This window comes from Streptomyces sp. NPDC047049 (assembly GCF_040643995.1).
Lineage (GTDB): Bacteria > Actinomycetota > Actinomycetes > Streptomycetales > Streptomycetaceae > Streptomyces > Streptomyces mooreae.
The window spans coordinates 200,671-212,625 of record NZ_JBEYVM010000008.1; the positions used below are offsets into that span (position 1 = coordinate 200,671).

Here is an 11,955-nt window from a genome sequence, read left to right on the forward strand (position 1 = left end):
CAGCGGAGCCTACTGGTCCTGACCGGCCCGGGTGGTCAGTACGTCCGCATCGAAGCAGGTCCGGTCGCCGGTGTGGCAGGCGGCGCCGACCTGGTCGACCCGGACCAGGACGGTGTCGGCGTCGCAGTCCAGTGCCACGGACTTGACGTGCTGGACGTGGCCGGAGGTGTCGCCCTTGACCCAGTACTCCTGGCGGCTGCGGGACCAGTACGTGCAGCGGCCGGTGGTGAGGGTGCGGTGCAGCGCCTCGTCGTCCATCCAGCCGAGCATCAGCACCTCGCCGGTGTCGTACTGCTGGGCGATGGCGGGGACCAGGCCGTCGGCGCCGCGCTTGAGGCGGGCGGCGATGGCGGGGTCCAGGGCGGGGGTGGTGTCCGGGGTGGCGGCGCGGCTGCTCATGGTGTCCATTGTGCCGTGCGGCATCCTGCAGGCATGCATCATCAGCAGCCGCCCGCGCCGCCACCGCCGCCGGACCCGGACCGCGCCGCACGGGTGGCGGCGCGGGTACTGGGGGCGGTGTTCGCGGCGGCTGTGGTGGTCGGCGTGGTGGTCGTGGCGGTGGTGTTCCGCGCGTGAGAGGGCGTCCCCCGGCCCTGCGGCCGCGGCGGGGACGGGCTCACACCCCCAGCTTCGCCGCCCGCAGCCGCTCGATGGCGTCCTTGTCGCCGTCCAGCTCCACATCGGCCGCGTCCTGCCGGCCGAAGGCGAACATCGTCAGCTCGCCCGGCTCGCCGACGACCGTCACCACCGGGGTGCCGCGATGGGCCACCGCCGTCCGGCCGTCCGGGCGCCGCAGCACCAGGCCCACCGGCGACTTCCGGCCCAGCACCCGGGCCATCCGCTCGATCCTGGACCACAGCGCGTCCGAGAACACGGGGTCCAGCTCCCGCGCGGTCCAGTCCGGCTGCGCCCGCCGTACGTCCTCGGCGTGGACATAGAACTCGACCGTGTTGGACGCCTCGTCGAGCGGCTTGAGCGCGAACGGCGACAGCCGTGGCGGCCCGGTCCTGATCAGCCGGATCAGCTCCTCGTACGGCTTGCCGGCGAACTCCGCCTGCACCCGCTCCAGCCGGGCGGCCAGCGGCTTGACGAGCAGCCCGCCGGCCGCGTCGGCGCGCCGCTCGCGCACCACCACATGCGCGGCCAGGTCCCGCGCGCTCCAGTTCTCGCACAGCGTCGCCGCCTCGGGGCCGGCGCTCTCCAACAGGTCGGCGAGAAGGAGCCGTTCACGCTTCGCATGGGTCGACATGCGGCCAGCCTACGACCGGCCACGGCCCCCTGCCACGGGGCCGCGCCCGGCCCCGCCCGGTGATCGTCCCCGCTCCCCCGTCCGCCGCAACCCTCCGTATCAGACCGCGGCGGTCCCGATGAGCCCTTCCCGGGTGACCAGCGCGGCCAGCTCCGGCTCGCTCATCCCCGTGGTGCCGTCGGGCCGCCGGGGCAGGACCATGTAGCGGCTCTCCGCGCTGGAGTCCCAGACCGTGATCACGGTGTCGTCCGGCAGCTCCAGCCCGAACTCGGCCAGCACGGCGCGCGGTTCGCGCACCACCCGGGAGCGGTAGGCCTCGCTCTTGTACCAGGACGGCGACGGCCCCAGCAGCCCGACCGGGTAGCAGGAGCACAGGGTGCACACGAGGACGTGGTGCGTGGTGGCGGTGTTCTCGACGACCTTGAGCCGCTGCTCCTGGATGCCGCCCGCCATCGAGAGCCCCACCTCGGGCAGCGCCGCGTTCGCATCGGCCAGCAGCCGCTCCCGGAACCCCTCGTCGCTCCAGGCCCGCGCGACGATCCGCGCCCCGTTGACCGGCGAGGCCCCCTCCAGCATCGCGGCGAGGGCCGCGTCCAGCTGTTCCTGCGTGACCACCCCGGCCTCGATCAGCCGCTCCTCCAGCCGCCGGACCCGCGCCGCCACCGGCACACTCGTGTGCTCGCCGCTCATGCCCCGTCCTTCCGCACCCGCTCGATGTACGACTCCCAGAGGTCGACGGTGACCTCGTGACCGCCGTCGCCCCACAGCTCCGCCGCGGCGAAGGCCACGGTGTAGACGGGCTCCACGCGCGGCTCGGCGACGCCCGCCGCGATCTCGTCGGCGAGCGCCCAGCGGCCCTGGCACTCGACGATCCGCCCCACGTGTCCGCGCACGTACCGCGGCACCCGGGTGTGCCCCACGGGGTCGACGGCGCGCACCCGCACCCGCTCCCCCGTCCGGAATTCAGCCCTCACCGAGCAGCCCCCGCTCGGCCAGCAGCGTCTCGATGGCCCGCAGCCACCGCTCGTAGTACGACGCCGCCAGATACTCCTGCGGGGCCATCCGCTCGACGACGTCCCGGAACTCGTCGAGCCGGTAGACCCCGTTCCGTACCAGCGCGGAGTTCAGCGCGAACACCCGCGCCTCCCAGTCGGCGTGGAACGGCGGCTCGTCCGCCTCGATCTCCAGGGCCCCGAACCCGGTCTGGCCACCCACATCGTTGACACGGCTCATGGGGCGAGCCTACGGGCGCAAGGCGGTCAGCGCACGGGGTGCCCGGCCCCCCGGAGGGCGTCCTTGACCTGGGAGATGCGCAGGTCGCCGAAGTGGAAGACGGAGGCGGCCAGGACCGCGTCGGCGCCGGCCGCGACGGCCGGGGAGAAGTCGTCCAGCTTGCCGGCGCCGCCGGAGGCGATCACCGGGACGGTGACGTGCTTGCGGACGGCCCCGATCATCTCGACGTCGTAGCCGTCCTTGGTGCCGTCGGCGTCCATGGAGTTGAGGAGGATTTCGCCGGCGCCCAGTTCGGCGGCCCGGTGCGCCCACTCCACGGCGTCGATGCCGGTGCCGCGGCGGCCGCCGTGGGTGGTGACCTCGTAGCCGGACGGCGTCCCCGCGTCGGTGCGGCGGGCGTCGACCGAGAGGACCAGGACCTGGCTGCCGAAGCGTTCGGCGATCTCGCGGATCACGTCGGGGCGGGCAATGGCGGCGGTGTTGACACCGACCTTGTCCGCGCCGGCCCGCAGCAGCTTGTCGACGTCCTTGGGGGTGCGGACGCCGCCGCCCACCGTGAGGGGGATGAAGACCTGCTCGGCGGTGCGGCGGACCACCTCGTAGGTGGTCTCGCGGTTGCCGGAGGAGGCGGTGATGTCCAGGAAGGTCAGCTCGTCGGCGCCCTCCTCGCCGTAGATCTTCGCCATCTCGACGGGATCGCCCGCGTCGCGCAGGTTCTGGAAGTTGACGCCCTTGACGACCCGGCCGTTGTCCACGTCCAGGCAAGGGATGACTCGGACCGCCAGGGTCATGTCGGTTCAGGCCTCTCTGACAGTTCTCGGAAAGCTTCCAGTTCCACTTCCACCAGGACGCGGGGGTCGGCGAAGCCGGAGACCACGACCAGGCTCGACGCGGGCGGCGCGGCCTCGAAGAGCTCCCGGTGGGCACGGCCGGCCGCGTCCACGTCGCGCAGGTGAGTGAGGTACACACGGGTGCGCAGGACCGCGTCGGCGCCGAGGCCGAAGGGTTTGAGCGCATCCAGCGCGTGGGTGAAGGCGGCCTTGGTCTGTTCGTACGGGTCGCCCTCGCCCACAAGGACGCCGTCGACCAGTGGCATCGTGCCGGCGACCAGGACCCGGTCGCCGGCCGCCACGGCGCGTGCGAAACCGATCTTCTCTTCCCAGGGGTTGGGGGTCCGTACGCGCTCGATGGTCATCATGCGGCCTTTCGTTCGCCGTTACGACACTGACGACACTGCTGCCAGCGCCTCTTCGAGAGTGAACGCCTTCGCATAGAGCGCCTTGCCGACGATCGCCCCTTCGACACCTTCCGGTACCAGCGAAGCCAGTACCCGCAGGTCGTCGAGCGAGGAGACACCGCCGGAGGCGACCACGGGCCGGTCGGTGGCCGCGCAGACGTTCCTAAGCAGTTCGACGTTGGGGCCCTGGAGGGTGCCGTCCTTGTTGATGTCGGTGACGACGTAGCGGGCGCAGCCCTCGGAGTCGAGGCGGGCCAGCGTCTCGTAGAGGTCGCCGCCGTCGCGGGTCCAGCCGCGGCCGCGCAGCGTCGTGCCGCGGACGTCCAGGCCGACCGCGATCTTGTCGCCGTGCTCGGCGATGACCTTGGCGACCCACTCGGGGGTCTCCAGCGCGGCGGTGCCGAGGTTGACCCGGCGGCAGCCGGTGGCCAGGGCGGCGGCGAGCGTGTCGTCGTCGCGGATACCACCGGACAGCTCGACCTTGATGTCCATGGAGCGGGCGACCTCGGCGATCTGCGCCCGGTTGTCGCCGGTGCCGAAGGCCGCGTCGAGGTCGACGAGGTGCAGCCACTCGGCGCCGGACCGCTGCCATGCGAGGGCCGCCTCCAGCGGGTCGCCGTAGGAGGTCTCGGAGCCGGACTCACCGTGCACCAGGCGCACGGCCTGGCCGTCGCGGACGTCGACGGCAGGGAGGAGTTCGAGCTTTGCGGCGTTCGGCATTACAGGGTCTCGATCCAATTGGTCAGGAGCTGGGCACCGGCGTCGCCGGACTTCTCGGGGTGGAACTGGGTGGCCCACAGCGGGCCGTTCTCGACCGCGGCCACGAACCGCTCGCCGTGCGTGGCCCAGGTGACCTTCGGCGCGGCGAGGTGGGGGTTGCCGACCTCCAGCTCCCAGTCGTGCACCGCGTAGGAGTGCACGAAGTAGTAGCGGGCACCGGCCGGCAGCCCGGCGAAGAGCTGGGAGTCCCCGGCGGCCTCGACGGTGTTCCAGCCCATGTGCGGGACGACCTCGGCCTTGAGCGGGCCGACGGTGCCGGGCCACTCGTCCAGGCCCTCGGTCTCGACGCCGTGCTCGATGCCGCGGCCGAAGAGGATCTGCATACCGACGCAGATGCCCATCACGGGGCGGCCGCCGGCCAGCCGGCGTCCGATGAGCCAGTCGCCGCGGGCCTCCTTGAGCCCGGCCATGCAGGCGGCGAACGCGCCGACGCCGGGGACCAGCAGGCCCTCGGCGTTCATCGCCCGGTCGAAGTCCCGGGTGATCTCCACCTCGGCGCCGACGTGCGCCAGGGCGCGCTCGGCGGAGCGGACGTTGCCGAAGCCGTAGTCGAAGACGACGACGTTCTTACGGGATGCCGAGGGGGTCAATTCCATACCTCCAGCCGCAGCACGCCGGCGAGCAGGCACAGCGCCGAACCGACGGACAGCAGCACGATCAGGCCCTTGGGCAGCTGCTGCTTCCAGAACGAGTAGACACCGCCGAGGAGAAAGAGTCCGAGCAGGATGAAGACGGTGGACAGACCGTTCACAGCGCGCCCTTCGTGGACGGGATGATGCCGGCCGCCCGCGGGTCGCGTTCGCTGGCGTAGCGCAGGGCGCGGGCCAGCGCCTTGAACTGGGACTCCACGATGTGGTGGGCGTTGCGGCCGTACGGGACGTGGATGTGCAGTGCTATCTGGGCCTGGGCGACGAACGACTCGAAGATGTGCCGGGTCATGGTCGTGTCGTAGCTGCCGATCATCGGCGCCATGTTCTCCGGCTCGGTGTGCACCAGGTACGGGCGGCCGGAGAGGTCCACGGTCACCTGGGCGAGCGACTCGTCCAGCGGGACGGTGCAGTTGCCGAAGCGGTAGATGCCGGACTTGTCGCCGAGGGCCTGCTTGAACGCGGCGCCCAGGGCCAGCGCGGTGTCCTCGATGGTGTGGTGGGTGTCGATGTGCAGATCGCCGTCGGTCTTGACCTTGAGGTCGAACAGGCCGTGCCGGCCGAGCTGGTCGAGCATGTGGTCGTAGAAGCCCACACCGGTCGACACCTCCACCTCGCCCCTGCCGTCGAGGTCGATCTCGACGAGGACGGAGGTTTCCTTGGTCGTGCGCTCCACGCGTCCTACGCGGGTCATCGCTTGCTCTCCTTCAGTACTGCGCGAACCGCGTCGAGGAACGCGTCGTTCTCGGCCGGGGTGCCGGCGGTGACCCGCAGCCAGCCCGGTACGCCGTTGTCCCGGACCAGCACGCCGTGGTCGAGGATCGCCTGCCAGGTGGCGTGCGCGTCCTCGAAGAGGCCGAACTGCACGAAGTTGGCGTCGGAGTCGACGACCTGGCAGCCGGCCGCCCGCAGCTCGGTGACCAGGCGGTCCCGCTCGCCCTTGAGCTGCTCGACGTACTTCAGCAGGGTGTCGGTGTGCTCCAGCGCGGCGAGCGCGGTGGCCTGGGTGACGGACGAGAGGTGGTACGGGAGCCGGACCAGCTGCACCGCGTCGACCACGGCGGGGTCGGCGGCGAGGTAGCCCAGCCGCAGTCCGGCGGCGCCGAAGGCCTTGGACATGGTCCGGGAGACCACCAGATTCGGCCGGCCCTCGATCAGCGGCAGCAGCGAGGGCCGGTGGCTGAACTCGCCGTAGGCCTCGTCGACCACCACCAGCGCGCCGGCCCCGTCGGCCCGGGCCGCCTGCGCCGCTTCGTACAGCGCGAGCACGGTCGCCTCGGCGACGGCGGTGCCGGTGGGGTTGTTCGGCGAGCAGATGAAGACGACATCGGGCCGCTCTTCGGCGATGACCGCCCGGGCCGCCTCGACGTCGATGGTGAAGTCGTCGTTGCGGGGGCCGGAGATCCAGCCGGTGCCCGTGCCGCGGGAGATCAGCCCGTGCATGGAGTACGACGGTTCGAAGCCGAGGGCGCTGCGGCCGGGGCCGCCGAAGGTCTGCAGCAGCTGCTGGATGACCTCGTTGGAGCCGTTGGCGGCCCAGACCTGGCCGGCGGCGACCTCGTGGCCGCCGGTGCGGGTGAGGTAGCGGGCCAGCTCGGTGCGCAGCTCGACCGCGTCCCGGTCGGGGTAGCGGTTGAGCCGGCGGGCGGCCTCGGTCACCCGCTCGGCGATCCGCTCGATCAGTGGCTCGGGCAGCGGGTAGGGGTTCTCGTTGGTGTTCAGACGCACCGGGACGTCCAGCTGCGGTGCGCCGTAGGGGGACTTGCCGCGCAGCTCGTCCCGGATGGGGAGATCGTCGATCCTGGTCACGTGCCTGCTCACTTGCTCTGCGGGACCTTCCATTCGAACCTGGCCTTCAGCGCGGCGCCGTGGGCCGGGAGGTCTTCGGTCTCGGCGAGGGTCACCACATGGTGGGCGACCTCGGCCAGCGCGTCGCGCGAGTAGTCCACGACATGGATCCCGCGCAGGAAGGACTGCACGGACAGGCCGGAGGAGTGGCAGGCGCAGCCACCGGTGGGCAGGACGTGGTTGGAGCCGGCGCAGTAGTCGCCGAGCGAGACCGGGGCCCAGGGGCCGACGAAGACCGCGCCGGCGTTGCGGACCCGGGCGGCGACCGCGGAGGCGTCGGCGGTCTGGATCTCCAGGTGTTCGGCGCCGTAGGCGTCCACGACCTTGAGGCCTTCGTCGATGCCGTCGACGAGGACGACGGCGGACTGCCGTCCGGCCAGCGCCTCGGTGATCCGCTCGATGTGCTTGGTGGCCGCGACCTGCTGCCCCAGCGCCTCCTCGACGGCGTCGGCGAGCTCGGTGGAGTCGGTGACCAGGACGGCGGCGGCGAGGGTGTCGTGCTCGGCCTGGCTGATCAGGTCGGCGGCGACGTGCTCGGGGTCGGCGGTGGCGTCCGCGAGCACCGCGATCTCGGTGGGCCCGGCCTCGGCGTCGATGCCGATCCGGCCCTTGAGGAGGCGCTTGGCGGAGGCGACGAAGATGTTGCCGGGGCCCGTGACGAGGTTGACCGGCAGGCACTCCTCGGTGCCGTACGCGAACATCGCGATGGCCTGGGCGCCGCCGGCCGCGTAGACCTCGTCGACGCCGAGCAGGGCGCAGGCGGCGAGGATGGTCGGGTGCGGCCGGCCGCCGAACTCCTTCTGCGGCGGGGAGGTGACGGCGATGCCCGTGACGCCGGCCTCCTGCGCGGGGACGACGTTCATGACCACGGACGACGGGTAGACCGCGAGGCCGCCGGGTACGTAGAGGCCCACCCGCTCGACGGGGACCCAGCGTTCGGTGACCGTGCCGCCGGGGACGACCTTGGTCGTGACGTCGGTGCGGCGCTGCTCGCGGTGGACGATCCGGGCGCGCCGGATGGACTCCTCCAGGGCGGCGCGCACGGCCGGGTCCAGCGCGTCGAGGGCCGCGCGCAGTGCCTCGGCGGGCACCCGCACGCGCTCGATCTCGACGCCGTCGAACCGCCGCGCGTAATCGATCAGCGCCGCGGTGCCGCGATGGCGTACGTCCTCGCAGATGGGCCGCACCTTCTCCAGGGCGGCTTCCACGTCGAACTCGGCACGGGGCAGCAGGTCGCGCAGGGCGCCACCCTCGGGGAGGGCGTCACCGCGCAGATCGATTCGGGAGATCACCCTCCCAGTGTCTCAGACCCGCTCCTGGGCCCGAGCGGCCGTATCACTCAGTGATACACAGCGGCACACGCTCCGGACACGCCGTGACCGGGCCCGCTGAAGTTGACCGGAGTTGGCCCTGACCACGCGTGTTCAAGCGGTCACGGGGCGGGCAAGGGCCACGTGACGGCGTACGGGGACGCCTGTGGGACGCCACACGACCGGTGCACGCCATGCGTCCGAACAGGTGGCGACACACCACGGGAGAGCAAGGGGGATCCACTGTGACCGAGCCCGCGGACGGCGACGCGCCCGCCGACCTGCAGCTGACGTCGGCGGAATGGAGCATGTGGCAGGCCTTCCGCAACGGCAGCACCTGCGATCTGCACATCGGCGACCCGGCCCGCGACGATCCGCACGGGCAGCAGCTGTGGGGCCCGGAGCGCCGGGTGCGGGCCAGGGTCGTGGCGTTACTGCTGCTCGACGGGCCGCCGGCGCAGCCGGGCCGGGTCTCCGCGCTCCAGCTCACCGGCGCGTACATCACGGACACTCTCGACCTTGCGGGCGGCACGATCAAGCCATTCGTGGAGCTGCGGGACTGCCGCTTCGAGACCGAGGTGGTGCTGCCGGAGAGCCGGTTCACCACGCTGCGGATGGTGAACTGTGCGATACCCCGGCTGGAGGCGGCCCGGCTGCACACCGAGGGCGATCTCCATCTGCCGCGCTGTGTGGTGCACTCCGGCGTCCGGCTCACCGACGCGCACATCGGCACGGACCTGATGCTCAACCAGACCGTGGTGCACAAGGACCGGCAGGGCCGGTCCATCACGGCGGACGGGATGACCGTCGCCCAGGACCTGCAGGCCGAGATGATGGAGTCCTACGGAGAGCTGTCGCTGCGCGGCGCCACCGTCGGCGTGTCGCTCAGCCTGCGGGGCAGCCATCTGCGCAACCCCTTCGGCCGGCGGGCGCTGAACGCCCCGCAGCTGACCGTCGAGCGCACCCTCTACCTGACCGCCGCGGGCCTGGCCAACTCGCCGTTCTCCAGCAGCGCCACTCCCCCGTACGGCACCGCCCACACCCCCTCGCGCGGCACCCGTATGCAGCGCTTCGAGTGCGAGGGCGGGATGCGGCTGGACGACGGGCGGTTCGGCGACGCGGTCGACTGTGAGCACGCCCGGTTCATCATGGAGTCCGACCAGGAGCTCTCGCTGCGCCGCATCCAGACGCCCGAGCTGCGCTTCCTGTGCGACCGGCCACAGCGCGGCCGGGTGATCCTCTCCGGTGCCCGGGTCGTCAATCTCATCGACAAGTCGGCGAGCTGGCCGGGCCTCGGCGGGCTGTGGATGGCCGGCTTCGCCTACGAGACGCTGATCCCGCGCGGCCCCTTCCCACTGGCGCAGCGGCTGCAGTGGGTGGCCGCGGCGACCCCGGAGTACGCGCCCGAGCCGTACGAGATGCTGGCCGCCTCGCTGCGCACCACCGGCGAGGACGCGGACGCCCGCGAGGTGCTGCTGGCCAAACAGCGCCGCCGCCGCGAGACGCTGCCGCTGGCGGCCAAGGCCTGGGGGTTCCTCCAGGACTGGACGGTGGCCTACGGCTACCGCCCGGGGCGGGCCGCGGTGTGGATGGCCATCCTGTGGGCCATCGGCACGGCCTACTTCTCGATGTCCCCGCCCCCGCCCCTCAAGGCGGGCGAGGCCCCGCCCTGGAACCCCTACCTCTACTCCCTGGACCTCCTCCTGCCGGTGATCGACCTCAACCAGAGCGCCGCCTGGAAGCCCGGCGGCGGCGCGCAGTGGGTGGCCGCCGTCCTGATCCTGGCGGGCTGGATCCTGGCCACGACGGTGGCGGCGGGGGCGTCCCGCCTTTTGCGGCGGCAGTAGCGGCTGCCTCGGCTGCCCACGTTTTCGGCTGTCCCGTCGTGGGGGTTTCTCGCCGTTTCTCCCCCACGGCGGGGCCGGCCGCCGACGAATACCCGCCCGCATAGGAGCACAGCCAAGCGCAGCGTCTAGGCTTACGGGCTGTGACCTCCCTGCGCCTACCGCTCTTCCCGCTGAACTCGGTGCTGTTCCCGGGACTCGTGCTCCCGCTGAACGTCTTCGAGGCGCGGTACCGGGCGATGATGCGTGATCTGAGCGCGGTGTCCGAGGACGACCGCCGCTTCGCCGTGATCGCGATCCGGGACGGCCGCGAGGTCGCCCCCACCGCGCAGGGCATGCCGGACGATGTCACCCTGCCGTCCGCCGACGGCCCCGCGGCGGGCTTCGGCGACGACCCGATGCAGGCGTTCCACGCCGTGGGCTGTATCGCCGACGCGGCGACCATCCGGGAGAAGTCGTCCGACGACGACACCGGCTACGAGGTCCTGGCCACCGGCACCACCCGCTTCCGGCTGCTGTCCGTGGACGCCTCGGGGCCGTATCTGACCGGCGAGCTGGAGGAGCTGGAGGACGGCGAGGGAGAGGGCGCTGGCGCGCTCGCCTCGGGCGTCGTACGGGCCTTCCGTACCTACCAGAAGCGGCTGGCCTGGGCGAACGAGCGGACCCTGTCGAGCGGGCAGGACCTGCCCGCCGATCCGTCGGTGCTGTCGTACCTCGTCGCCGCGGCGGCCGTGCTGGACGTCCCCGCCAAGCAGCGGCTGCTGGAGGCGCCGGACACCGCGTCCCGGCTGGGGCAGGAGCTGAAACTCCTCCGCCAGGAGTCGGCGCTGCTCGGTAAGCTCCCGTCGCTGCCGGCGGTGGACCTGACCCGGCAGCCGACGAGCCCCAACTGACCGACCGGCCGCACCCGGACGACCGCAGTGTCCGCTCCGCCCGGCCCGACCCCACACGAGGCACGAAGACGGTGGCGAAGAAGTCCAGGAAATCCGTCGGCACCCCTGCCACGGTCGCCCTCACCACGGCGGGCGTCCCGTTCACCACGCACTCCTACGAGCACGACCCGGCCGCCCCGTCGTACGGCGAGGAGGCCGCCCAGGCCCTCGGCGTCGCGCCCGACCAGGTGTTCAAGACGCTGCTGGCGGATGTCGACGGCGCGTTGACGGTGGCCGTGGTCCCGGTGTCGGGGTCGTTGGACCTCAAAGCGCTGGCGGCGGCGGTCGGCGGCAAGCGGGCCACGATGGCCGACCCGGCGGCGGCCGAACGCAGCACGGGCTACGTCCGGGGCGGGATCTCCCCGCTGGGACAGCGCAAACGGCTGCCCACGGTCGTGGACGCCTCGGCCGAGGGCCGGCCGACGGTCTGTGTGTCGGCGGGGCGGCGGGGCCTGGAGGTCGAGCTGTCGCCGGAGGATCTGGTGGCGCTCACGGGGGCGCGCCTCGCGCCGATCGCCCGCGCCTGACGGCACCCCGACGGACGGCACCCCGACGGACGGCACCCCGACGGACGGCACCCCGACGGACGGCTCCTCGACTGAAGGCACCGCGGCCGAAGGCTCCTCCGCAGAAGGCACCGCGGCTGACGGCACGAAGGCGGGCGGGGCGGCCGGATGCACGGCCGCCCCGGAGATCCGCGCAGGTCAGCCCGCGGCCGGCGGCTGCTGTCCGGGGTGGTTCCCGTGCGCGTTGTGGTGGTCGTCCCCGTGCCGGCCGGGGCGGTCGTCGTCACCGTGCCGGCCATTGCGGTGATCGTCGCCGTGGTCATCACCGTGCTGGTCGTCACGCCGCTCGTCGCCGAGAGGGCCGTCGCG

The 11,955-nt window shown here is 72.5% G+C and carries 17 protein-coding genes; 4 read left to right on the forward strand and 13 right to left on the reverse strand.

Annotated elements, in window-relative coordinates:
* Nucleotides 1–9: 9 nt before the first annotated feature.
* Nucleotides 10–399 carry a phosphoribosyl-AMP cyclohydrolase gene (gene hisI, locus ABZ851_RS20375; RefSeq protein ID WP_129296897.1) on the reverse strand — a complete coding sequence of 130 codons (390 nt, stop codon included), beginning with the start codon at nt 397–399 and terminating at the stop codon, nt 10–12.
* Between the two features lie 33 nt (nt 400–432).
* On the opposite strand from hisI, the gene ABZ851_RS20380 reads away from it, so the two are divergent.
* Complete coding sequence (locus ABZ851_RS20380; RefSeq protein ID WP_361129336.1) at nt 433–576, forward strand: hypothetical protein; 144 nt, start codon at nt 433–435, stop codon at nt 574–576.
* 40 nt (nt 577–616) lie between these two features.
* Here ABZ851_RS20380 and ABZ851_RS20385 read toward each other — a convergent pair whose 3' ends face one another.
* The 12 genes from ABZ851_RS20385 to hisD form a co-directional block, all read right to left on the reverse strand.
* The gene (locus ABZ851_RS20385; RefSeq protein ID WP_088797206.1) at nt 617–1,249 is read right to left on the reverse strand and encodes a TIGR03085 family metal-binding protein; all 633 of its coding nucleotides are present in this window, start codon (nt 1,247–1,249) and stop codon (nt 617–619) included.
* 99 nt (nt 1,250–1,348) lie between these two features.
* On the reverse strand, nt 1,349–1,939 hold the full coding sequence (locus tag ABZ851_RS20390; RefSeq protein WP_361129339.1) for a nitrile hydratase subunit alpha: 591 nt from the start codon (nt 1,937–1,939) through the stop codon (nt 1,349–1,351).
* Nucleotides 1,936–2,223: an SH3-like domain-containing protein gene (locus ABZ851_RS20395; protein WP_361129342.1), complete on the reverse strand. Its 288-nt coding sequence runs from the start codon at nt 2,221–2,223 to the stop codon at nt 1,936–1,938. The genes ABZ851_RS20390 and ABZ851_RS20395 overlap by 4 nt, the downstream gene beginning before the upstream one ends.
* Nucleotides 2,213–2,482: a hypothetical protein gene (locus ABZ851_RS20400; protein ID WP_361129345.1), complete on the reverse strand. Its 270-nt coding sequence runs from the start codon at nt 2,480–2,482 to the stop codon at nt 2,213–2,215. The genes ABZ851_RS20395 and ABZ851_RS20400 overlap by 11 nt, the downstream gene beginning before the upstream one ends.
* 26 nt (nt 2,483–2,508) lie before the next feature.
* On the reverse strand, nt 2,509–3,273 hold the full coding sequence (gene hisF / locus ABZ851_RS20405) for an imidazole glycerol phosphate synthase subunit HisF (RefSeq protein ID WP_361129348.1): 765 nt from the start codon (nt 3,271–3,273) through the stop codon (nt 2,509–2,511).
* Nucleotides 3,270–3,677: a Rid family hydrolase gene (locus ABZ851_RS20410; RefSeq protein WP_336052569.1), complete on the reverse strand. Its 408-nt coding sequence runs from the start codon at nt 3,675–3,677 to the stop codon at nt 3,270–3,272. Before ABZ851_RS20410 ends, hisF begins: the two co-directional genes overlap by 4 nt.
* A gap of 21 nt (nt 3,678–3,698) precedes the next feature.
* Nucleotides 3,699–4,439, reverse strand: a complete 741-nt coding sequence (gene priA, locus ABZ851_RS20415) for a bifunctional 1-(5-phosphoribosyl)-5-((5-phosphoribosylamino)methylideneamino)imidazole-4-carboxamide isomerase/phosphoribosylanthranilate isomerase PriA (protein WP_336052541.1) — start codon at nt 4,437–4,439, stop codon at nt 3,699–3,701.
* Nucleotides 4,439–5,095: an imidazole glycerol phosphate synthase subunit HisH gene (gene hisH / locus ABZ851_RS20420; RefSeq protein WP_361129352.1), complete on the reverse strand. Its 657-nt coding sequence runs from the start codon at nt 5,093–5,095 to the stop codon at nt 4,439–4,441. Before hisH ends, priA begins: the two co-directional genes overlap by 1 nt.
* Nucleotides 5,086–5,250, reverse strand: a complete 165-nt coding sequence (locus tag ABZ851_RS20425) for a hypothetical protein (protein ID WP_167392733.1) — start codon at nt 5,248–5,250, stop codon at nt 5,086–5,088. Before ABZ851_RS20425 ends, hisH begins: the two co-directional genes overlap by 10 nt.
* Entirely contained in the window at nt 5,247–5,840 is a 594-nt protein-coding gene (gene hisB, locus ABZ851_RS20430; protein ID WP_361129355.1) for an imidazoleglycerol-phosphate dehydratase HisB, read from the reverse strand. The genes ABZ851_RS20425 and hisB overlap by 4 nt, the downstream gene beginning before the upstream one ends.
* The gene (locus ABZ851_RS20435; RefSeq protein ID WP_361129358.1) at nt 5,837–6,955 is read right to left on the reverse strand and encodes a histidinol-phosphate transaminase; all 1,119 of its coding nucleotides are present in this window, start codon (nt 6,953–6,955) and stop codon (nt 5,837–5,839) included. Before ABZ851_RS20435 ends, hisB begins: the two co-directional genes overlap by 4 nt.
* An 8-nt stretch (nt 6,956–6,963) precedes the next feature.
* On the reverse strand, nt 6,964–8,286 hold the full coding sequence (gene hisD, locus ABZ851_RS20440) for a histidinol dehydrogenase (protein WP_361129361.1): 1,323 nt from the start codon (nt 8,284–8,286) through the stop codon (nt 6,964–6,966).
* A 263-nt stretch (nt 8,287–8,549) separates the two neighbouring features.
* Here hisD and ABZ851_RS20445 point away from each other — a divergent pair, with 263 nt between their 5' ends.
* From ABZ851_RS20445 to ybaK, 3 genes are all read left to right on the forward strand, one after another.
* Complete coding sequence (locus tag ABZ851_RS20445; RefSeq protein WP_361129364.1) at nt 8,550–10,151, forward strand: oxidoreductase; 1,602 nt, start codon at nt 8,550–8,552, stop codon at nt 10,149–10,151.
* A 140-nt stretch (nt 10,152–10,291) separates the two neighbouring features.
* Nucleotides 10,292–11,041: an LON peptidase substrate-binding domain-containing protein gene (locus tag ABZ851_RS20450; RefSeq protein WP_088797216.1), complete on the forward strand. Its 750-nt coding sequence runs from the start codon at nt 10,292–10,294 to the stop codon at nt 11,039–11,041.
* Between the two features lie 71 nt (nt 11,042–11,112).
* Nucleotides 11,113–11,607, forward strand: coding sequence for a Cys-tRNA(Pro) deacylase (ybaK, locus tag ABZ851_RS20455; protein ID WP_361129368.1), 495 nt, complete (start codon nt 11,113–11,115; stop codon nt 11,605–11,607).
* Nucleotides 11,608–11,955 lie beyond the last annotated feature (348 nt).

Coding starts and splice junctions, on each gene's coding strand:
- ABZ851_RS20385 (WP_088797206.1), bottom strand. CDS start 1,249: ATGTCGACCCATGCGAAGCGTGAACGGCTCCTTCTCGCCGACCTGTTG.
- priA (WP_336052541.1), bottom strand. CDS start 4,439: ATGCCGAACGCCGCAAAGCTCGAACTCCTCCCTGCCGTCGACGTCCGC.
- ABZ851_RS20390 (WP_361129339.1), bottom strand. CDS start 1,939: ATGAGCGGCGAGCACACGAGTGTGCCGGTGGCGGCGCGGGTCCGGCGG.
- hisF (WP_361129348.1), bottom strand. CDS start 3,273: ATGACCCTGGCGGTCCGAGTCATCCCTTGCCTGGACGTGGACAACGGC.
- hisI (WP_129296897.1), bottom strand. CDS start 399: ATGAGCAGCCGCGCCGCCACCCCGGACACCACCCCCGCCCTGGACCCC.
- ABZ851_RS20400 (WP_361129345.1), bottom strand. CDS start 2,482: ATGAGCCGTGTCAACGATGTGGGTGGCCAGACCGGGTTCGGGGCCCTG.
- hisB (WP_361129355.1), bottom strand. CDS start 5,840: ATGACCCGCGTAGGACGCGTGGAGCGCACGACCAAGGAAACCTCCGTC.
- hisH (WP_361129352.1), bottom strand. CDS start 5,095: ATGGAATTGACCCCCTCGGCATCCCGTAAGAACGTCGTCGTCTTCGAC.
- ABZ851_RS20410 (WP_336052569.1), bottom strand. CDS start 3,677: ATGACCATCGAGCGCGTACGGACCCCCAACCCCTGGGAAGAGAAGATC.
- ABZ851_RS20380 (WP_361129336.1), top strand. CDS start 433: ATGCATCATCAGCAGCCGCCCGCGCCGCCACCGCCGCCGGACCCGGAC.